Source organism: Bifidobacterium porcinum (assembly GCF_055378475.1).
Window position 1 is genome coordinate 471,332 of record NZ_AP029603.1, and the last position, 23,665, is coordinate 494,996.

Annotated in this window: 7 protein-coding genes and 1 pseudogene; 7 read left to right on the forward strand and 1 reads right to left on the reverse strand. The window is 61.0% G+C overall.

What is annotated here, in order from left to right:
• The first annotated feature begins 56 nt into the window (after positions 1-56).
• Positions 57-1,421 (forward strand): PFL family protein, encoded by a 1,365-nt coding sequence (locus ACZ41G_RS01755; RefSeq protein ID WP_033507421.1) that lies wholly within the window; start codon positions 57-59, stop codon positions 1,419-1,421.
• A gap of 1,210 nt (positions 1,422-2,631) precedes the next feature.
• On the opposite strand, the gene ACZ41G_RS01760 is transcribed toward ACZ41G_RS01755, so the two are convergent.
• Positions 2,632-3,306, reverse strand: a complete 675-nt coding sequence (locus ACZ41G_RS01760) for a tRNA (cytidine(34)-2'-O)-methyltransferase (protein WP_081932183.1) — start codon at positions 3,304-3,306, stop codon at positions 2,632-2,634.
• Between the two features lie 161 nt (positions 3,307-3,467).
• Between ACZ41G_RS01760 and ACZ41G_RS01765 the strand changes: the two are divergent.
• From ACZ41G_RS01765 to ACZ41G_RS01790, 6 genes and pseudogenes are all read left to right on the forward strand, one after another.
• Positions 3,468-4,361: pseudogene (locus ACZ41G_RS01765) on the forward strand (HhH-GPD family protein); the annotation flags it as partial.
• Positions 4,362-4,556: 195 nt separating this feature from the next.
• Entirely contained in the window at positions 4,557-5,219 is a 663-nt protein-coding gene (locus ACZ41G_RS01770; RefSeq protein WP_464145588.1) for a hypothetical protein, read from the forward strand.
• Between the two features lie 640 nt (positions 5,220-5,859).
• The gene (gene rpoB / locus ACZ41G_RS01775; RefSeq protein ID WP_464145590.1) at positions 5,860-9,429 is read left to right on the forward strand and encodes a DNA-directed RNA polymerase subunit beta; all 3,570 of its coding nucleotides are present in this window, start codon (positions 5,860-5,862) and stop codon (positions 9,427-9,429) included.
• 92 nt (positions 9,430-9,521) lie between these two features.
• A complete protein-coding gene (locus ACZ41G_RS01780; protein ID WP_464145592.1) occupies positions 9,522-13,637 on the forward strand; it encodes a DNA-directed RNA polymerase subunit beta' in 4,116 nt (1,371 codons plus the stop codon).
• Positions 13,638-14,619: 982 nt separating this feature from the next.
• Positions 14,620-19,128, forward strand: a complete 4,509-nt coding sequence (locus tag ACZ41G_RS01785; RefSeq protein WP_464145594.1) for a PD-(D/E)XK nuclease family protein — start codon at positions 14,620-14,622, stop codon at positions 19,126-19,128.
• Positions 19,125-23,585, forward strand: coding sequence for an ATP-dependent DNA helicase (locus tag ACZ41G_RS01790; protein ID WP_464145596.1), 4,461 nt, complete (start codon positions 19,125-19,127; stop codon positions 23,583-23,585). Before ACZ41G_RS01785 ends, ACZ41G_RS01790 begins: the two co-directional genes overlap by 4 nt.
• Positions 23,586-23,665 lie beyond the last annotated feature (80 nt).

Below are 23,665 nucleotides of genomic sequence, written 5' to 3' on the forward strand. Positions count from 1 at the left end.
ACGCGGATCGCCGCACAAGAACGCAACCGAACGAATCGAAAAGGACAGACACGACCATGCTGAATATCATGGAGGTCCACGAGACCAACAAGATGATCGAGCAGGAGAAGCTCGACGTGCGCACCATCACCATGGGCATCAGCCTGCTTGACTGCGCGGCCGACACCGTGGACGAGGTGTGTGACAACATCTACCGCAAGATCACCACGTACGCCAAGGACCTGGTTTCCACAGGCGAGGCCATCGAGCGCGATTACGGCATTCCGATTGTCAACAAGCGCATCACCGTCACGCCGATTTCGCTGGTCGGAGCCAGTGCTTGCAAGAGCTCCGAGGATTTTGTGCGCATCGCCCATGCGCTTGACAAAGCCGCGAAAACTGTCGGCGTTGACTTGATTGGCGGATACTCCGCACTTGTTTCCAAATCCATGACGCCTGCCGAGGAGATGCTCATCCGCTCCCTGCCGCAGGCGCTGAGCGAAACCGACATCGTGTGCTCGTCGGTGAACGTCGGCTCCACCAAGACCGGCATTGACATGAACGCGGTTTACCTGCTCGGTCACATCGTCAAGGACGTCGCCTACGCCACCCGCGAGACCGACAGCGACGGCTGCACCAAGCTTGTGGTGTTCTGCAACGCGCCGGATGACAACCCGTTCATGGCGGGCGGCTTCCATGGTGTCACCGAAGGCGACGCGGTCATCAATGTCGGTGTTTCGGGCCCGGGTGTGGTCTCCCGCGCGCTTGACGAGGCCAAGGGTAAGGATTTCGAATTCCTGTGCGAGACCATCAAGCGCACCGCGTTCAAGATCACGCGTGTCGGCCAGCTGGTCGCCCAGGAGGCGTCGCGCCGGCTCGGCATCCCGTTCGGCATCATCGATTTGTCGCTTGCTCCGACCGCCGCTGCCGGTGACTCTGTCGGCGAAGTGCTTGAGAAATGCGGGCTTGAGCAGGTCGGCGCGCCCGGCACCACTGCAGCGCTGGCCATGCTTAACGACCAGGTTAAGAAGGGCGGCATCATGGCGTCCTCGTACGTCGGCGGCCTGTCCGGCGCGTTCATCCCGGTTTCCGAGGACAAGAACATGATCGATGCGGCGGCGTCCGGTTGCCTGCGCATCGAAAAGCTCGAGGCGATGACGTGCGTGTGCTCGGTCGGCCTTGACATGATTGCGATTCCGGGCGATACCACGCCGTCCACCATCTCCGGCATGATCGCCGACGAGGCGGCCATCGGCATGGTCAACCAGAAGACGACCGCCGTGCGTGTGATCCCGGTCATCGGCAAGGGTGTCGGCGAATCCGCGGAATTCGGCGGACTCATGGGCTACGCGCCGATTATGCCGGTCAACACCGCCAGCTGCGAGGCATTCGTGTCGCGCGGCGGGCGAATCCCGGCGCCGATCCACAGCTTCAAGAACTGAACTGCTATAGAGGGTATCAGGTATCCCAAGTATTCTCGAGTAATCAAGGGTATTGGATGTGACCCGACGGGCCGCGTACCGGGATTGTCCGGTACGCGGCCCGTTCGCTATTCCGGCTGGTTGATAGTTGGTTGCTGGTAGCTGGTAGTTGGCGGCTGGCAATCGGTTACGGTGGTTGTCGGTTGTCGGTTGTCGGTTGTTGGTTGTCGGTCGTTGGTTGTTGGTCGTTGGTCGTTGGTTGTTGGCTGTCGTAACCGGTTACGGTGGTTGCTGCGTTGCGGGTAGCGGTGGTTGGCGTTTACGAACCCAGTTGGTGACAATCCACAATCTGATGACGCTGGGCGGTTCGTTAGCGTAGCCGGTTGATGTGAGTATACAAACTGGTTATGTCCACGGCCCGCTTGGCGTAGCCGGTTTGTAAGAGTATACAACTTGGTGACGTTTCGGGCGTGCTTAGCGTAGCTAGTTGGTGGAGATGGTTTGGGCGCGGTGCTTCTTGACCCCAACCTTCTGCCGACGCTGAGACACCATTTAGCGTCGGCAGAAGGTCGAGAGAGCGGCGGATTTCGCTGCGTGCCTGCGGAACATGTTGCGTTGACGGTGTGGTCGGCGGTTATCGTGGGCGGGACGGGAGAGCTTCGAAGAACCGACTTCTGATGCATAACATCCCGGTTTCTCGTGGGAGTTTAGCGCGGATGCGTCATTCTGTTGCTTTTCTCCCACAGATGGCTTTTGGTCGATTTTCGAGAACCCCAGGATTCCAACGTTCTCGATGGGAGATTATCCGTGGAGAGGGTGGATTCCGATAAATTCCCGCGGATTGTGCGGGAGGAAAGCAGCTGGCATGGCGATTTCGCTCGGACTCCCATCAGTGCCCAAGCAGGGGCAGTCTCCTTGCACTGGCGACGCCACTTCGAAGCGTCAACACGGCGGATGACGAACTGAGGATTGGGACGATTAGTCAAGCTCATGCAATTACGTGCTGGGCTTGTGTTGTTTTTATGGCGTGCTTCGCGCCGTTTTTTCTGCTTCGGGCCTCGATGAGATCGGCCCTCAGCGGCGCTACGAAATGGCCCACCGGGGCCATTTCGCTTACGCGCCGGGCTTATTTTGTGATTTTGTCGGCTTCGCCGGCTGTTTTTCTGCTTCGGGCCTCGATACAATCGGCCCTCAGCGGCGCTATCAAACACCCCAGTGGGGGTGTTTGATTTTACGCGCCGCCCTTGAATTTGAGTTGGCGCCAGGCTTCGTAGATGGCGATGGACGCGCAGTTGGTCAGGTTCAGGCTTCGCAGGCTCGGACGCATCGGCAGTCGCACCTGCTCGGCGACATGCGGGCCGAACATGATATCCGTCGGATCGGGGATATTGCCAGGCTCAGGGCCAAACAGCAGAATATCCGTCGGCCGGTACTCGACCTCCGTGTACAGCTTCGTCGCATGCGCAGTGAACGCGATGATCCTGGAATTCGGCATCGATTCAACCAGATTGTCGAAATCCGGATGCAGCACCACATGCGCCATGTCATGGTAATCCAATCCAGCGCGGCGCAACTTCGTATCATGCAGATTGAATCCAAGCGGCTCGACCAGATGCAGAATCGTCCCCGTCACCGCGCACAGGCGAATCGCCGACCCCGTATTGCCGGGGATACGCGGCGAGTAGTAGCACAGGTGCGGCGTGCTCGTCTCGGCTTTCGCCGCATCCTCAGCACTCATCATCGCATCCGTCACATTGATCGGATTGCCGTGCGCGTCGGTTACGAGCTCATCCGGCCCATAATTCGACTTGCGATACCCGTATTCGAACATCGACTCGACCTTCGCCTCCGGATTCGCCGACGAGCCGGCGTCCTGAGACTGCTGCGGATTGGCTTCATGTGTCATACGCTCCAACCTAACCCGTTCAACCGACAGCCGCGCGCGGCACATCATACATGCCCCGGTCGAATGCTAAGATACGGCACACGATGAACACCAACCGCCCCGACATTGAGCATACGCCAGACGCGCCACCCGGCCGCGCGAAGCCTGCCGCCACAGACCACGTGCCCCAAATCCGGCACACGCCTGAAATCCAGCGCGTGCTCACCTTGTGGTGGCACGCGAACGCCCGCGACCTGCCATGGCGATTCGGCCGCACCACCCCGTGGGGCGTCCTCGTCAGCGAAGTCATGAGCCAGCAGACCCAGATGAGCCGGGTCGTGCCCTACTGGACCGCGTGGATGCGCCATTGGCCGGACCCGGAAGCACTTGCCGCGGCATCCACGGCAGAGGTCATCACCGCATGGGGGCGCCTCGGCTACCCGCGTCGCGCTTTGCGTTTGCAGGAGTGCGCCCGCGAAGTCGCCACGCGATACGGCAACCGGCTTCCTCACAGTTACGACGAGCTGGTCGCGCTGCCCGGAATCGGCGATTACACGGCGAGTGCGGTCATGAGTTTCGCGTTCGGAGAGCGGATTGCCGTCATCGATACGAATATTCGGCGTGTCCTGTCGCGTCTGTTCGTCGGCGCGGAATCGTTGGGCGGGTCCACGACGGCGAAGGATCGGGATCTGGCTTCGCGCGTGCTTCCCGAAGATCAGACAGCCAGCGTCGTGTGGAACGAGGCGGTGATGGAGCTCGGCGCACTGGTGTGCACGGCGAAATCTCCGGCTTGTGAGACTTGCCCGGTTGCGTCGGTTTGCGCGTTTCTTGCGGCGGGCCGTCCGGGACTGGGACAGCGCCGGACTCGTCCCCGTCAGCGGTTCGCGGGCACGAATCGACAGGTGCGCGGCATCGTGTTGGCTGCGTTGCGTGCGCTACCTGCGGATGCCCCGGTATTGTCGCGTGCGCGGGTGGCGTCGTTGTGGCCCGACCAGACGCAGCTTGATGCGTGTGTCGCCTCGCTTGACGAGGACGGACTGATTGAAATCATTGGTGATGAAGGGATTCGCCTGCCCGCCGGGAGTGTCCGGAATGCTGATGCCGACGCGGACGCAGGTGCCGGTGCCGATGACAGTGCCGGTGCCGTTGGCAGCGCCGATGCCAGTGCGATCATCGAAACGCACGCCAATACTTCGCAATCTGACGCAACTTCGCAATCCGACGTAGCGTCCGCGTGACACGTCACCACTGGCATGACTACACTGGACCATATGTCATCGAGCAGCCAGCGCACTTCCAACAACCCGCGGAATCGCCGTCCCCGCCGCAAATTGTCCAAACGGCAGCGGCAGATCTATCGCAGGCGTCGCATTGTTGCGTTGATTGCGTTGATTGTCGTTCTTGCGTTGATTGCGTTTTGCGTGTACAGCCTCGGCCGGGGGATGATGGCGATTGATGCGTCGATCCGCCATGACGACCAGATGGCGCTGACTCGTTCGGCGGTACCGACGCCGATGCAGCAGAGCAAAGTCAAGGATTGTACGGCGTCCGATATCGATTTGTCGTTGCAGTCGGATTCCCAGACGGTTGCTGTCGGTGGTTCCATGAAATTCACAGCGACCATCAAGTATGTGCCGAAGGGCAAGAGCAGCTGCCTGATTGATGCTGCGGATGATTCGCGGGTGCTGACCATCAAGTCGGGAAGCGACACCGTGTGGCGGTCTGACGCGTGCGATGTGGATTCGCGCCAGCTGCTGCTTGCGGTGGGGGATACCGACACGCAGACGATGACGTGGAACACGAATCGTACCGGGGACTCGTGCGCCGACGACTCGACGCTGCCGAAAGTAGACGCCGGAACTTATACCGCGCAGCTATCGATGAAGGACCATCCGAAGATTGTGAGCAATAAGGTGACGATTACCGTCGGGTAGGCGGTTTGGATAGGCGGTGCCGGTCAGCGGAGTTGGGTTGGTTGCGCTGTGGATTGGCGGTGCTGGGCGGGTGGCGCTGGGTTGACAGTGGTGGGTTGGCGGCTTGTGGCTGGCGGTGCTGAATGGTGGTACTGAATGGGTGGCTTGATGTCGTCAGACGGTGCTGAATGGGTGGTACTGGGGATTCGCAGCGCGTGGCTGGACGGGCGGCGTTGGATGGTCCTTCCCGCCATCAATTTCAAACGTCCATCTATGGCGATACTAGGCGGTGGGTTGGCTGGGTGGCCCGTGGTTGTGTGAGGATTGGCTCGCATTCTGGCGGTCAGCGTGACGGACAGGCCGCTCCCGCTACTCCCGCAGCCGCTCATCGATCCCTCCGCCCCACTTCCGCCACTCCCGTTGCCATCCCCTCACTCCAGCAGCCGCCCATCACTCCCACCCCCCCCACCATCCCTGTCCACCCCCACAAGCGTGTCGCATTTGCGGCGCGCGCAATCATCGGCTAAACTATTGACTTTGCGTAAAGTGTGTCATATTGCGGGCATGCTGACAGTGAAGAAGCGCCCGCGAACAGCATATAGTGGCCGTCCGCCCGCGTTTCCGGGGAACAAACGACAAAGCGAGCGATAAGGAACGTCCATTGGCTGCTGAACAAGCTACGACGAACACCACCAAAGTCATCGCACGTGCCGACGAGCATGACATCAAACTGCACAAGGCGTCGGATCGCGTGAATTTCGGCTCCATCCGTGAGCCCATCGATGTGCCCTACCTGCTGGGCGTGCAGACCGACAGCTTCGATTGGCTGATCGGCAACGAGCGCTGGAAGAAGCGCGTTGAGGAAGACGAAAAGAACGGCACCAACACCGTGCCGCATGTTTCCGGCCTTGACGAGGTCTTCCAGGAGATTTCTCCGATCGAGAACTTCACCCAGACTATGAGCCTGACCTTCTCCGACCCGTACTTCGAGGAGCCGCGTCACACGGTCCAGGAGTGCAAGGAGAAGGATTACACCTATTCCGCGCCGCTGTATGTGAACGCTGAGTTCGAAAACGGCGACACCGGCGAGATCAAGAGCCAGACCGTCTTCATGGGCGATTTTCCGCTGCAGACCCCGCACGGCACCTTCATCATCGGCGGCACCGAGCGCGTCATCGTCTCGCAGCTCGTGCGCTCCCCGGGCGTGTATTTCGACCGCCAGCAGGACCGCACCTCCGACAAGGAGGTCTTCGGCGCGAAGATCATCCCGAGCCGCGGCGCATGGCTCGAGTTCGAGATCGACAAGCGCGACGTCCTCGGCGTGCGCGTGGACCGCAAGCGCAAGCAGTCCGCGATCGTGTTCCTCATGGCCATCGGTATGACCAAGCAGGAGATCGCCGAATCCTTCAAGGATTACCCGCTTGTGCTTGACGCGCTGGCGAAGGAAACCTCGATCAACACGCAGGACGAGGCCCTCGTCGACCTGTACCGCAAGATTCGCCCGGCGGACACCCCGACCCCCGAGGCCGGCAAGAACCTGCTGGATTCCTTCTACTTCAACACCAAGCGTTACGATCTGGCGCGCGTCGGCCGCTACAAGATCAACCGCAAGCTGGGCCTTGAGCGTGATTACAACGATCGCAGCCTGAGCCGCGAGGACATCATCGCCACCATCAAGTACCTGGTGACTTTGCATGCCGGCGACAAGACCTTCCCGGGCATGCGTGACGGCGAGCCGATCGATCTGCGTGTGGACGTCGACGATATCGATCACTTCGGCAACCGTCGTATCCGCCAGGTCGGCGAGCTGATCCAGAACCAGCTGCGCACTGGCCTGAGCCGTATGGAGCGTGTCGTGCGCGAACGCATGACCACCCAGGACGCCGAGGCCATCACCCCGCAGTCCCTGATCAACATTCGCCCGGTCAACGCGACCATCAAGGAGTTCTTCGGCACTTCCCAGCTGTCCCAGTTCATGGACCAGAACAACCCGCTGGCCGGCGTGACGAACAAGCGTCGTCTGTCCGCCCTCGGCCCCGGCGGCCTGTCCCGTGACCGCGCATCCATGGAAGTGCGAGACGTGCACCCGTCCCACTTCGGCCGTATGTGCCCGATCGAATCCCCTGAAGGCCCGAACATCGGCCTGATCGGCTCGCTGGCGACCTTCGGCCGCATCAACCCGTTCGGCTTCATCGAGACCCCGTACCGCAAGGTCGTCAACGGCCATGTGACCGACGAGGTCGTCTACATGACAGCCGACCGCGAGGCCGAGCACGTCATCGCGCAGGCCAACCAGGAGCTTGACGAGAACGGCAACTTTGTCTCCAAGGAAGCCCTTGTGCGTGACGCCCAGGGCGAAGCGGAAGATGTCCCGGTCGAGATGGTCGACTACATGGATGTCTCCCCGCGTCAGATGGTGTCCGTCGGCGCCTCCCTGATTCCGTTCCTCGAGCATGATGAAGGCCACCGAGCGCTGATGGGTACCAACATGCAGCGTCAGGCCGTCCCACTGGTCAAGTCCGAGCGCCCGCTCGTGGGCACCGGTTCCGAATGGCGTGCAGCCGTCGATTCCGGCGATGTGATCCTCGCCGAGAAGGATGGCGTGGTCACCTACGTGTCCGCCGACATCATCCGCACGATGAACGACGACGGCACGCAGTCCAGCTACAAGCTCGCCAAGTTCCAGCGTTCCAACCAGACCACCTGCTACAACCAGGTCCCGCTTGTCAAGCATGGCGAGCGCGTGGAGAAGGGCACCGTCCTTGCGGATGGTCCGGCCACCGAGAAGGGCGATTTGGCACTGGGCAAGAACCTGCTCATCGCGTTCATGCCTTGGAACGGCTACAACTACGAGGACGCTGTGATCATCTCCCAGCGTCTGGTGCGCGACGACACCCTGTCCTCGATCCACATCGAAGAGTACGAGATCGACGCCCGCGAAACCAAGCTCGGTGCTGAGGAAATCACCCGCGACCTGCCAAACGTCGGCGAGGACGCGGTCGCGAACCTTGACGAGCGTGGCATCATCCGCATTGGCGCCGAGGTCGAGGCCGGCGATATCCTCGTCGGCAAGGTCACCCCGAAGGGCGAGACCGAGCTGACCCCGGAGGAGCGCCTGCTGCGCGCCATCTTCGGCGAGAAGAGCCGCGAAGTTCGTGATACCTCGCTGCGCGTGCCGCACGGCGAGACCGGTACTGTCATCGCGGTCAAGGAAATCACCCGCGAGGATGCCGAGGAGGACGGCGACGAGCTGCCCAACGGCGTCAACCAGATGATCCGCGTGTACATCGCCCAGCACCGCAAGATTACGCAGGGCGACAAGCTCTCTGGCCGCCACGGCAACAAGGGCGTCATCTCCCGGATTCTTCCGGAAGAGGATATGCCGTTCATGGCCGACGGCACCCCGATCGACATCATGCTCAACCCGCTGGGCGTGCCGAGCCGAATGAACCTGGGCCAGGTGCTCGAGCTTCACTTGGGCTGGATTGCACACGCCGGCTGGGATATCAGCATTGACCCGGATGTCGAGGCCGCTTGGAAGAAGTACGTGCCTGAAGGCGCCGAAAAGGGCGCGCCTGGCACCCCGGTCGCGACCCCGGTGTTCGACGGCGTCCGTCCGGACACTTTGAAGGGCCTGCTCAAATGCACGTTGCCGGACAAGGACGGCAACAAGCTCGTGGGCGAGGACGGCAAGGCGCAACTGTTTGACGGCCGCACCGGCGAACCGTTCCCGAAGCCGATTTCCGTGGGCTATATGTACATGCTTAAGCTCCACCACCTCGTGGACGACAAGATTCACGCGCGTTCCACCGGTCCGTACTCGATGATCACGCAGCAGCCGCTCGGCGGCAAGGCCCAGTTCGGTGGCCAGCGCTTCGGCGAGATGGAGGTGTGGGCCCTCGAGGCTTACGGCGCCGCCTACACGCTGCACGAGATGATGACCACCAAGTCCGATGACGTCGACGGCCGCGTGCGCGCCTACGGAGCCATCGTGAAGGGCGAGAACCTGCCGCCGGCAGGCATCCCGGAGTCCTTCAAGGTGCTTTTGAAGGAAATGCAGTCGCTCGCCCTGAACGTCGAGGTGCTCAACGCCGACGGCCAGGCGATCGACATGCGTGAGGAAGACGACGACCCGGCTTCCAACTCCAACGATCTCGGCTTCAACATCGGTGCCCGCCCGGACGCCTCCGCCAAGGAGGATCAGGCCGCGGAAGAGCCCGAATACAAGTGACGATACAGCTGTCCGTGTCCCGCCTGAAGCGGGCCGGGCGCGGACAGCTCCCGCAAACGTGATGGAAACAATTTCAAAGACAGGAATCAAGAGTGCTGGACGTCAACGCATTTGACAAGCTTCGCATTGGCATGGCCACCGCCGACGACATCCGCGGCTGGAGCTATGGCGAGGTCAAGAAGCCTGAAACCATCAATTACCGTACCCTCAAGCCTGAGAAGGACGGTCTGTTCGGCGAGCAGATCTTCGGCCCGACCCGTGACTGGGAGTGCGCGTGCGGCAAGTACAAGCGCGTGCGCTTCAAGGGCATCGTGTGCGAACGCTGCGGTGTGGAAGTCACCCGCTCCCGTGTGCGCCGCGAACGCATGGGCCACATCGAGCTGGCCGCCCCGGTCACCCACATCTGGTATTTCAAGGGCGTTCCGAGCCGTCTGGGATACCTGCTTGACATCGCTCCGAAGGACCTCGAGAAGGTCATCTACTTCGCGGCCTACATGGTCACCGAGGTGAACGAGGAGCAGCGTCATCAGGATCTGCCTGACCTGCAGTCCGAGTTCGATAATGAGATTGCGAGCCTCGAGCGTCGCCGTAACAGCGACATCGAGACACGAGCCAAGAAGGTCGAAGAGGATTTGCATGCCCTCGAAGAGGCCGGCGAGGCCAAGGGCAGCGCACGCGCCAAGCTGCGTAGCGGCGCTGAACGCGACATGGCGGCTATCCGCCAGCGTTACGACGATCAGATCCAGCGTCTGACCGCCGTGTTCGACCGTTTCAAGACCCTCAAGCCAGGGGATATGGAAGGCGACGTCGACCTGTGGCGTGAAATGAAGGATCGCTACGGCGATTACTTCGACGGCTGCATGGGTGCCGAAGCCATCAAGAAGCGTCTGCAGGACTTCGATCTGAAGGCCGCGGCCGAGGAGCTGCGCGAGGAGATCGACAAGGGTACCGGCCAGCGCAAGGCCCGTGCGCTCAAGCGTCTCAAGGTCGTCAACGCGTTCCTGACCACCGATAACAAGCCGGAGGCCATGGTGCTTGACGTGATTCCGGTCATCCCGCCGGATCTGCGCCCGATGGTCCAGCTGGACGGCGGCCGCTTCGCGACCTCAGACCTCAACGACCTGTACCGTCGTGTGATCAACCGTAACAACCGCCTCAAGCGCCTCATCGAGCTCGGCGCCCCTGAAATCATGCTCAACAACGAGAAGCGCATGCTTCAGGAAGCCGTCGACTCCCTGTTCGACAACGGCCGTCGCGGCCGTCCGGTCACCGGCGCTTCGAACCGCCCGCTCAAGTCCCTGGCTGACATGCTCAAGGGCAAGCAGGGCCGCTTCCGTCAGAACCTGCTCGGTAAGCGCGTGGATTATTCTGGCCGTTCCGTGATCGTCGTCGGCCCGAGCCTGCGCATGCACCAGTGCGGTCTGCCGAAGCCGATGGCGCTTGAGCTGTTCAAGCCGTTCGTCATCAAGCGTCTTGTGGACCTCAACTACGCGCAGAACATGAAGAGCGCGAAGCATCTGGTCGATCGCGCCGACCCGGCTGTGTGGGGCGTGCTCGAGGAAGTCATCTCCGAGCATCCGGTGCTCCTCAACCGTGCACCTACGCTGCACCGTCTGGGCATTCAGGCCTTCGAGCCGATCCTGGTCGAAGGCAAGGCCATCCACCTGCCGCCGCTCGCTTGCGCCGCATTCAACGCGGACTTCGATGGCGACCAGATGGCAATCCACCTTCCGCTCAGCGCCGAGGCGCAGGCTGAAGCCCGTACGCTCATGATGGCGTCCGACAACATCCTGAAGCCGGCAGACGGCCACACCGTCACCATGCCGAGCCAGGATATGATCCTCGGTCTGTACTACCTGACCACAGTGGTCGAGGGAGCCAAGGGGCAGGGCCGCGTGTTCGGCTCGCTGGACGAAGTCATCATGGCTCTGGACAAGCACGACATCGACATGCAGGCCAAGGTGCTGATTCGCATGCCGAAGGACTTCGTGCTGCCGACCGGTTGGGAGCCGGGCGAGCTCAAGGTCACCGACCCGGAGCCGGGCAGCCCGGATGTCGTCAAGGAGGAGCGCTTCTCCGACGGCACCTACCTGTTCGCCACCTCCTATGGACGTGTCCTGTTCAACGGCACCCTGCCGGTGGACTACCCGTTCATCAACGAGCAGGTCCCCAAGGGCCGTCTCGCCAAGATTGTCGATGACATCGCGACGCGCTACTCCACGCAGCAGGTCGCCGCATCCCTTGACGCGCTCAAGGATCTCGGCTTCACCCGCGCACCGTGGTCCGGCGTGACCATGGCGTTCTCCGACATCGTCGAGCCGCCGGATCGCGAGCCGATCATCAAGGACTACGAAGGCCAGGCTGCCAAGGTCAACTCCCAGTTCGACCTCGGTCTGTTGACTGACGAGGAGCGCCGCCAGGAGCTCATCAACCTGTGGACCGAATGCACCGACAAGGTCGCCGAAGCCATGCGCGACAACTTCCATGATGACAACAACGTGAACATCATGGTCCAGTCCGGTGCACGAGGCAACTGGATGCAGATCCGCCAGATCGCAGGTATGCGAGGCCTCGTGGCTAACCCGAAGGGCGAGATCATCCCGCGTCCTGTCAAGTCCAACTACCGCGAAGGCCTGTCCGTGCTCGAGTACTTCATCTCGCAGCACGGCGCGCGTAAGGGTCTGGCCGATACCGCACTGCGTACCGCAGAATCCGGTTACCTGACCCGTCGTCTGGTCGACGTCGCGCAGGAAGTCATCGTGCGTGAAGAGGATTGCGGCACCAAGCACGGCCTCGTCATGAAGGTCGCCGAGCGTGATGAGAACGGCAATCTCGTGCTCGTCAAGGCTGCCGACGGTGGTCCGTACTCGCGTCTGCTCGCTGAGGATGTGCTCGACCCGAAGACCGGCGAAGTGTTGTACAAGCGAGACGAGGCCATGTCCATGGACGTGCTGCGCGACATGGTCGCTCACGGCGTGGAGGAAGTCAAGGCGCGTTCCGTGCTCACCTGCGAATCCAAGCGCGGCGTGTGCGCGAAGTGCTACGGCTGGTCGCTGGCCACCAACACGCTGGTTGATGTCGGCGAAGCCGTCGGTATCGTCGCGGCCCAGTCCATCGGCGAGCCTGGTACTCAGCTGACGCTGCGTTCCTTCCACTCCGGCGGCGTCGCTTCGGCATCCGATATCACGCAGGGTCTTCCGCGTGTCACCGAGTTGTTCGAAGCTCGTACACCTAAGGGCGAGGCGCCGATTACGGATTACGCCGGTACCGTCAAGGTGCAGGACACCGATCGTGGCCGTCAGGTCACGCTGTCTCCGGACGGCGAAGGCATTGAGCCGATTGTCTACCCGGTGTCGCGCCGTGCTCCGCTGCTGGTCAAGGATGGCGACCATGTCGCCGCCGGCACCCAGCTGTGCGAAGGTTCCGTCGATCCGAAGAAGATCCTGCGCATCCTCGGCCCGCGTGCCGCTCAGGTCAACATCGTCGAGGAAGTGCACAACGTGTACCGCTCCCAGGGCGTGGATATCCACGACAAGCACATCGAGGTCATCGTGCACCAGATGCTGCATCGCGTGACCGTGCTCGACGCGGGCGACACCGCGCTGCTGCCGGGCGAGCTCGTCGATCGCCAGAAGTTCCAGGAGATCAACAAGCAGACCGTCAAGAACGGTGGCAAGCCGGCCGCCGGCCGTCCGGAGCTCATGGGTATTACCAAGGCTTCGCTCGCCACCGATTCCTGGCTGTCCGCGGCATCCTTCCAGGAGACTACGCGCGTGCTCACCGAGGCCGCCCTGAACGAGAAGGAAGACGATCTCAAGGGCCTCAAGGAGAACGTGATCATCGGCAAGCTGATCCCGGCCGGCACTGGTCTGGCGCGTTACCGCAACGCGACGGTCGAGCCGGACAAGGCGATCCGCGACACCATCTACCCGAACTTCGGGCTGGGTGGCGACACCGACGCTCCGCTCGACTTTGGCGACGAGAACGGCGACGTTGACCTGTCGAACATTGATTTCGGCGACATGAAGCTCGGCGGCGATTTCAACCCTGACGACTTCAACGCCGACGATTTCAATCCTGACGACTTCCTGGACGACCAGGGCGGTCAGGAAGATATCGGCAACGCCGGTGATGATGCGTCTGGCGACGGTACTGACGAAGCTGGTGCTGATAGCGCCGACGGTGACGGTGACGGACAGCAGGCCTGATCGGCCTGTGATCCGCCGGGCACGCTGAGAGCGCTCAGTATTTTCGAGTCGGGCCGAGTGACTGTGGAAACGCAGTCGCCCGGCCCGACTCGTGTATGTCGGGGGTGTGCGACTGATGTGTCGCATGGCGGGCGGGTGCCGTCGGGGTTGAGGGTTGATTGGCTGGCTATCTGGCTGTCATGCGACTGACGTGTCGCGCAGCAGGGTTGCTCGCAGTGGGACGAACGGTATCATCAATGGTTCTGGACATTTGCGGCAATGATGGTGAACGCAGCAGTCAGCAATATTCGCGACGCAGGCTTCCGCATACCGCGTTCGCCTATAGCGAGCGAGGCGACACGCCGAGAACACGGAAGATTAGGGGTATCGGGGAGGGGATAGACGGAACCACAGCTGCGTCGGAAGCTGCGGAATCCAATCAGCAGTAGGGAATGCAGAGGAGTGCGCGGGAACGTTCGGGGATACTTGGGATTGCTCGGACAATTTTTGAGGGCACGATGCACATCACCATGATGTAACTTTCACCACACTAAAGACAAAAATGTAGTAAATCGTTTGACGTGGTCGCAAGTGCGTTCTATAAATAGTGGTGGTCATTGGGGGGTAATAATGCATTGAAGCTGTACTGGCTCGAAGAACTCGATGCGTTGCTGATATGTATCCCCAGTCCCAACGGAATGTTTGCGTAACCATTTGATCGCAATCAATCGATTGCCGGACAATCCCAGGGGGTGAGAGCATGGAGCACACACGTCATACCGCTTGCGGCGAATCGTCCGCGAGTCGCAGACCGGCAACAGACCGGTGGCACGTAGACCGGTTGCCGTTTGCCGGTATTTTGTCAAGCAATATCATGATTCGCCGCGCTGGACGTCGCTTGCGCCGGATTTAACGTCTTGCCGGACGACGGTTGCAGCAGATGTTCCACTTCGAATCATCGGCGTGTCGCACACATATGATGGATTTCATAGGAGGTACATCTATGCGAAGCAGCACGACGTTCGGCGGGCGCAGCGAAAGCGGGCAGCCCTGCGATGATTTGGTGCGGGCGTTGCTCGCCGGCACGCTGACGAACGGCTCCGGGGACCCTACCCGGACGCTGGTGGTTTTGGGGGCGCCTTGCAGCGGCAAAACGCAGTTCGCCTATCGCGCGCTGCTTGAGGGCATTCGCACGTTTGGGGACACGCGCGCGGTGATGACCGTATCCGGTCGCGTTGCGGCGGATGCTTTGGGTAACGAGGCCATTCGTGCGCTCGGGGTGGTTTCTCAAGCCCGTCCGGTGACAACCATGTCGGCGCTCGCGTTCAGGGCAATTACGGCAGTGCGGTCGGCCGAGGGCAAGGCGTTGCCGCGTCTGCTCAACGGCGCCGAACAAGATGCGCTGCTGCGTTTGGTGGTTGCCGAGCATATTCAGCATGCCCGTAGTGGAGACGAATGCCCCACATGCGAGCTGTTGCGCGAGTATTTCGCCCAGGATTCCTGGGCAGATACGGTCTGCGATCCAGTATCGCAGCAAGGTGCGCGCGCAGGCACAAACCTGAGCGGGGTTTCCGGTCCTGGCGCGGCATCGGAATCCACATCGCTGGCGATATTCACCAAAGGTATCAGCGACGCGTTCATCATCCAGTTGCGCGATATCATCTCCCGCATCAATGAGCTCGGACTGCGTGAGTCAGACGAGCAGCCGCTGATTGGACGCTTGCACACGATTGCCGGGGCAACGGGGACTTCCGGCGCGGGTATGGGACCGCAGGCGAAACGGCTTGATGTCCAGTGGCGTCTTGCCTTCGCATTGCGGCAGGAATATGCGGCGGCGATTGAGCGCAATTATCCGGGGCAATACCGACTTGACCCGTCCATGCTGCTTGTTGAAGGGGCGCTTGTGGTGCCCTCGTTGAGCGGGGAGGATCTTCCCGAACTCATTGTGGTCGACGACGCGCAGGATTTGACGCTCGCAGGTCTCGCTTTTCTCGAACAAGCGACCGGTGCCGGTGCGCGGTTGCTCATTGTGAACGATCCGGACGAATCGGTGCAGGCGTTCCGCGGGTCGCATCCGGAATATGCGTTGGGGCGTCTGTTGTCGGCGGAGGGCGTATTCCATGCCGCGGTAGGCACGCTGGACAAGCCTGAGCAGGGTGGGTACCGTAATCTGGTCGTCTCACGGGTGAGTCTCGACATCGCCTCTGAAGAACAACTCGATATGCCGATTCCGGAACGTCCGTGGAAGAACGCGGTCGTGCCCGGAAGCTATCCAATCGCATCCATCAACACTGAAACGTCGGACGGGAGCATCACTGACCATACCCAGGATGGCAGCGTGGGCACCCGGCTCTATGCTTCGGCGAATGAAGAGCTCGAAGCTGTGGTCGCTGCCATCAAGGCAGAGCATCTCGATCATGGGCGTGTGTGGAATGATATGGCGGTTATCGCGCATGACAACGCGACTGTGCGGGCGTTCGGTGAGAGGCTGCGTCGTGACGGTGTGCCGGTGCGGTACTCGTCGGTGACCACGCCGTTGAAGGACGAGCCGTTCGTCCAAGGGCTCTTCGCGTTGATTGAACTCGCCCAGGTGCGTCTGCGCGGTGCATCCGCTGTCAATGATGCGCGATTCGTCGGGACTCCCGACACGGGTGCAGCCGGGCGGGACAATATTGCGAGGCTGGCTGCGTTCATCCGTTCCCGTGTGCGCATGGTCATGGGCTCGCCGTTGATTACCGCTCGGCGGAAGAGCGGTAAGTCCCCAGCACGCATCGAACCCGTGGAGTTGGCCATGCAGTCTCTAGTCTCGCTGTCCACAGTCATACGGCAGCAGACCGCCGGAAAGACAGGCCAAACTTCTGATACCGGTAATGCTATGGGTACCGTTCACGTTGAGGATGTTGGGAATACCGGTGGGGTCGGTGCAGATTCTGCTGCACAACCTCGGAATGAAGCCCCGTTGCGGTTCTTGGAACAGCGTTGGGGCGCGCTACGAGACGCGCTGGTTCAGGCAGGTGAACAAGACAGCCAGGCATCTCCAGAAGCAACGTCAAACGAGACGACCGAGCCGCCGGCGTTGACGCTGGACGCGATGTACTTGCTGCTCACTTGCCCGCAGGCAGCACACGGTGCTGGAACGCATGAGGAGGAGAACGAAGACGCGTCCGTGCAAGTGTTGGGCGCTTTGAGTTCCATATCCCGTCATGACGCGGACATTCGCGCGTTCGGCAACCTGTGGCGGATTGTGGGCGAGATTGCCTCCGGTATCACCAGGCTTGACGACACCAAGCCGGTGTATGTGTTGAGTCTGGCTTGGGAGCGTTGCCATGTCGCCACTGCCTGGCAGACGGCGGCGCTGGTCAATTCACAGGAGGGGCGTGCCGCCAACGATCGGCTCGACGTGGCGATGCGTCTGTTCGACTACGCTTCCGGCGCGGGCGCAGGAGGCGATATCACCACCTTCTTCCGCAAGGTGCGTTTGATGCGTATCGAAGCGGATTCGTTGGCCAAAGTCGCGCCGATCGACCAAGCGGTCACGTTGACGACGCCGGCGGGTTCGGGCGGCAGACACTGGCCGCTTGTATGGATTGTCGCCATGCAGCAGGATGTATGGCCGAATCTCATGCCACGCAACACGATGTTCGGCGGCGAAGACCTGGACGACCTCGTATTGCATGGCACACTGCCATCATTGGACCATGGGGCGCATCGGGACGAACGGCTCACCGCGGTGCTCCACAACGAGCAGAAAGGCCTGCTGGTGGCTTTAACGCGTGCCAGCGAGCACGTGATGCTCACCGCGGTACGCTCGGACGATCTCATCCCGTCGGACTTCCTGTTGCGGTATCTTCCTGAACGCTTCGACGGTTCAGACGTCGGCGGGTCTGCTGCAGGCGAGACCGCTGGCGGTGATGTTGCGGACGGCCAAGGTGCAGGCATGGCCGCCGGAGGTGAAACCGCCGTTGCACAGAGCGGAACGGATATGCCGGTTCTTGATGCGCATCTCGACGCCATGTGCACCGACGTGCGTGGTCTGGTGGCGGCGGCTCGTATCACGCTCGCCCGCAACACCGGCGATACTGAGACCGAACGGCACGCCCGCAAGGACGCGTACAAGACCCTGACCATGCTCAAGGACCACGGAGTGCTGTCGGCGGATCCGCGCAATTGGTCCTTCCTCACTGCGGTGCCGACAGTGCCGGAGAACAACGGGGAGCATACCGAGCCCGCCGCGGATGTCCAGATATCGGTGCGGCAGCAGGGGGAGCAGGCTGGTCAAGGGGAACAACACAACCCCAACGAGGTGAAACTGTCCCCGTCGTCCGTTGACGGTCTGTGGGCGTGCCCGGTGTGCTGGATGATGGACAACCAGTTCGCTGGACCGCGCCCCGGTGGAGTGCAGGCCAGCATTGGCACCATCGTCCATCAGATTGCCCAGGAAGCCAGCCAGGACTGGCATCTTGACGCGCCTGACAACCAGCAGGGAGAAACAGAGGATCAACGCATTGCCGTCATCAGTGATCAGATGATGGCGCGCTATCAGGAATTGCGCGTCGATCCCGCTACGGTCAGCGACCCCGTCGACCGCTACACCCTGCTATACAAAGACGCCCAAGTGAGCACCATGCTGGGCAATATCGCCTCATACTTCGTGAAGTCCAATGACCCGGAGTATGCGATACGCCGTGGCGGCAAAGACACGGAACCAATCGAGGTTGGCAAACTTGAGTCGGCTGAATGCGAGAAAGAATTCAACGCCAAGTTCACCTTGAGCGACATCGCTGAGGCATACAACCGAGTCAAGGCTGTTACCGTACCGGCGACTGCTGCCGAAATCGGCGCAATAATGGGTACGCTTGTCGGCGGCTGGCCCGAAGGCATGAGTGATGATCTGACGATTCGCCTGTCAGGACGCATCGACCGTGAGGAACACCGGAGTGTCAACGGCAATCAAGTCATCAGGCTCATCGACTACAAAACTGGCAACAAACCCGACGTCAAAGGGATTTTCAACGATTTGCAGCTGGTGTGCTACCAGCTGGGGCTGGCCTACCCATCCGAAGGAGCCAGACTCGGCGAAACGAGCCAACCGTTGGTTGCCCAAAGCGAATTGTTCCATGTCAGCGCACACGCGACTCCCGCGGAAAGCTATGCTCCGGAAACCTTGTACCAGCCCCCGCTCTTTGTCGATGGACATCTCAACGACCATGAGTTCTCCAATCGTTACCACTACCGTAATCCTGAAAAGTTCTACGATTATCCCCGCAACGGCGAATCGCCTGTGGGAGTGCGAGAAGAGTTGTGGAAAAACTTTACCGCGGTCTCGGCCAGCACCCAGATTGCCTGGGCGTTGGCGATGATTGCCCGGGTGTTCTACGCGGGTGCCGCCCTACGGTCCGAACGGATTGTCGCACATCCGCAGAAAGCCCATCTGGCATATTGCGACGGGAATGGCATTTGCCCGGCGTGCGCAAGGGAAATCAACACGGTGTTCGAAACGAGGAAAATATGAACGGAATGAAAGCTAAGGGGAACGCATTCCAGCCGAGCGACGAGCAGCGGCAAGTCGCCTATGCACCTAAAAACGATGACGTGCTGGTCGTAGCCGGCGCGGGAAGCGGCAAAACCACGACAATGACCGCGCGCGTGAACCACCTCATCGCATGTGAGGTTCCGCCGGAGCGCATCCTCGGCCTGACCTTCACCAAAAAGGCGGCGGCCGAACTGTCTGAAAAAGTCTCAGGCGGTCTCCAGACCGGCACAAATATGCTGCTCAAGCCCACGGTTATGACCTACGACGCGTTCTTCCAGTCAATCGTTAGGCAATACGGGCTTCTAGTCGGATTCGACCAGGATACACAGCCGTTGAGCGATGCAGGCGCCATCCAACTCGCCTCCAACGTCATCGAAGCGCATCTGGACGAACTGTTCGCCGCCTCCGGGCAAGACGGCGACGACGGACAAGACGGCGAATCCAACACCGACGAACCGGATGGCACACAGCAAGGCAAGTTCCGTACGCTTGTCGGAAAACTGCTCAACCTGTCACACGCCATCGGCGGAGCCATGATCGGCGGTGACTGTGATTCAATTTCCGAAGCGGTACGCCGCATCCGACATTGGGACGACGCATTCATCGAGCGGGTGCAGCGCATCGTCGATGCCGATATCAAAGAGCGGAACGCTGTGATTCCGTCCCGGGACCCGCTGGGTGAAGATGAGAAAAAGCGGCGCAAAAGAGCGAAAAAAGACACCGATGAACAGTATGTCGAGAAAGTGAGGAAACAGGAAGAAGAATGGCGTCAGCAACGCGCTGATGCCGCGCTGTTCCACTGCGCGAAGATGCTCGATGCAACCAAACAGCGCAACGTCCTGCTCAATCTGGTCGAAGCCTATGAGCAGGCGAAGCGCGAAGCCGGCATGGCTGAATTCAGTGATTTCACCATCGCCGCATACCAACTGGTCAGGCGTTTTCCGTCCATCGGGCAGCAATACCGCCATCGGTACACCCATGTCTTGCTTGACGAATACCAGGACACGTCAACCACGCAGTCAGAACTGATCGCCGCACTGTTCCACCCTGACGCAGGCGGTTCAATCGCCGATGCCGGCAGGTCCGCGGTAACTGCGGTGGGCGATCCATACCAGTCCATCTATGCTTGGCGTGGCGCAAGCCCGGGCGCGCTGCGGATCTTCCAGCGTGCGTTCGATTTGGAACAGCCCGGATTCAAGCCATACCCGATGACCATCAGCCGCAGGAACCCGCGCATGGTATTGCAGATGGCGAACAATCTCACCTTGGGACTACGCCGGACGCACCGCAGGCGGAGCAGCTCGCGCATGTCCGAAGTCGATGTGCTCCCGCTGAACAACAATCCAGACAACACCGAACGCGGCACGGTCGGTGTCCAGGAGTATGCGACACTCGGGCAGGAAATCGACGCCGTCGTGCGCTTCGCCAAATTCGCCATCGCACGCCACACGAATGCCGATCCGGCGGCGGACGCCAAAGAGCGGCCGCATGTCGCAGTACTATTCCGTAGCAAACGGCAGATGCCGTACTACGAGCAGGCATTACGCGCCAAAGGTTTGAGCGTACAGACCGTCGGATACTCCGCCCTGCTTGAGCGTGCGGACGTACGCGATGTTCTCGCCTTGCTGCGTGTCGCCGCGGATCCCACCGACTCGCAATCGCTGATGCGTTTGCTGGCGACCCCTCGATTCCACATGGAAGCCAGACAGCTGACCGCGCTTGCCAGGTGTGCCGATCAGCGAGACACCGAGCGGCGGTATCAGGCGCTTGTCCAAGCCGGTTACGCCACAGGCAAGGAAACGGCCCGGCAGCGGGCCGAAGTCGTGCGAGAACATCGAGGGCAACTGCCGCATATGGTCTACCTGTCCGATGTGGTCGCAGACACTCATGAACCCGCCGATCTTGCCGGTTGCAAGCTGGACGAGACCGCGGTGGATGCCGTAGTGCGTGCCGGCGGCATCCTGCGCGAGGTGCGGCAGGCCATGGGCTTGCCGTTGGAACATGTGGTTCGCGCCGCAATCCGCGCTTTGGACCTGGATGTCGATACCGTGCTCGCCCAAGCGTTCGCCGATTCCCGGCAGTCGGTCAATCCGACTCTTGCACATGCGCCGGTCGAATCCATCATCGAACTGGTCGGCACCTACACCCAGGAAATCGTGCAAGCCGGTCAGTCGACGCTGCGAGGCTTCATCAGCTGGATTGATTCGCTGAAAACCGTGGACGACCCGACCGCTGCCGCGCATACGGAGCCAGTCGATGTCGTGCTCATGACAATCCATCAGGCCAAGGGCTTGCAATGGGATGCCGTCGCAGTCGTCGACGTCAACGACAAGACCTTCCCCAGCAACCAGGGCGACTCTCTCAGCGTCAAACCCGCCGACGACGCCAAGACCGTCAGTTCAACGAATGCCGCAGGGGAGTGGGAGCCTCCGGAATACACGGAAAAAGCCAACACATGGCTAACCTGTGCCGATATGGTGCCCGCACCGGTTCGCGCCGATGCGGATATTCTTCCGCGCTTCCCGCATGACGTCGTCCAGGGTGCTGATCCGACCGAAGCCTTCAGCGAATTCGAAGACACGCTCACCCTGGCGGACGAGGAATATGGAACAGGCCGCAATCTGCCGATTGACGGCATGGACTCCATCGACAAGAACAAGCTGTTCCTCACCCAGCGCGAAGAATACGGCCGGCGCCTGCATGAAGACGAACGGCGATTGGCGTACGTCGCCGTCACCCGCGCCAAGCACGAGGTCTTCGTCACCGCAACCCAGTCGAGCACCATCGATATGTGGCCCGAAGACGGAAAAAGCAACACGAGGTCCGTCTTCTGGCAGGAAATGTACGATTCCATGAGACATTACGCGAAGACGGAAGGACTGGAACCGGCGGCGCTGCCCTCATGGGCGGATCGGCGCGAACTCGAAGCCGACCAAGACACAGACCCGAAGGATGGGCATCCGCATACGCTCGCATCCGTCGGCCAACCGCTGCCGGATGGTTTCTTCGTCGGTGATGGCGCGCAGGACTTCGAGGACGCGGTCGTGGGGCAGGCGTGGACGACTCCTGTGGAGCTGATCCACGAAAAAACAAGCTTGGCATGGCCGGCGAACTTGAGCGATGAAATCCGCAGAAAACTCGACGAATCCGCACAAGAGACGCTCGAATGGATGACATCGGCGGAATCCGCGAAGTCTGTGGAATCTGGCAAATCGGTAAAGTCTGAGAAATCTGCGAAATCCGCGGTGTCCGGAGAATCCAGTGAATCACGGGCATCTGCAGGTTTGTCGGAATCCCCGCAATCCACGGAATCGCCGGAATCCAAGCCGAGTGACGCCTCCCAAACGAACGAGCGAACCGATCCGTGGAATATCAACGAAACCGACGTGCTGTCGCGCAGGACGCGCGCCCTGCTGAACGATATGGATTTGCAACCGCAGGAATACCAACTCTCCACCGCCCCCGACGATCTTGACGACCAAGTAAAGCAGACCGCCATGCGTCTGATGGCGAACAGCCGTCGTTCGGTCACTTCCCTGCAGACGCAGGCCGGCCAGACCGACAACCGTAAGTTACAACAGTATTGGCGCGGTATGATCCGGCCGATTCCGCGTATCGCATCGCCGAGCGCCGAAGCAGGAACCCTGTTCCATGCTTGGGCCGAACAGTTCGTGAACGCCTACGACGACAGCGGAATCACCGAAGACACCGATGCTTCCGGCATCGACGGACAGATGAACGACGCCGCCGTTCCGGTATCCGCCGCGACCACGCGTGAGGCGATGATCAGCGATCTCAATGCTCGCACCGAGCTGCTGTCCGCTGCAAAGGCTGAAAACCCTGAAGATTCCGTAGACGTCGCTCAAGGCTCTGCGGACGCTGTTCGAAGCGGCGCTTCCACTGCTGGCTCTTCCTCTGCCGGCTCTTCCCCTGCTGGCACAAGCGCAAAAGCAGGTGCCAGTGCAACTGCAGGTACCAGTGCGAAAGGCACCGCGCTCGAACGGAAGCTCGTCACCTGGGAACGCCGATTGGTCGCATCCCGGTGGGCGAAACGTCGTCCCCAAGCCGCTGAACGCCAAATCGTCATCTCACTGCCGCAACTGGATGACATCATCGTCCATGGCAAGCTTGACGCGGTCTTCTATGGTGGCCTCGATCCGCAGGACGATACCAAGCGGTTCACGGTCGTCGACTGGAAAACCGGTAGGAAACCGCGCAAGCCAAGCGATATCGATGAGAAGCTCGCCCAGCTGGACATGTATCGGTTGCTGCTTTCGCGGGTCGAGAACATCCCGTTGGACTCCATCGACGCCACCCTGTACTATCTGAGTGAGCCCCAAGAGGCTGACCGCGAGCTGCATGCGAGCGGGAAAACAGAACAGGATATCCTTGCCGAGCTGAGCTCCGGAATCCCCGAAGAATCTGACAACGACTGACCTGCGCGTGGGCGCGGGCGGCGGTCCACGGACTGGAAAACGCGTCCGTGGACGGTCATGTCAGCGGGGCCGCGACCCTC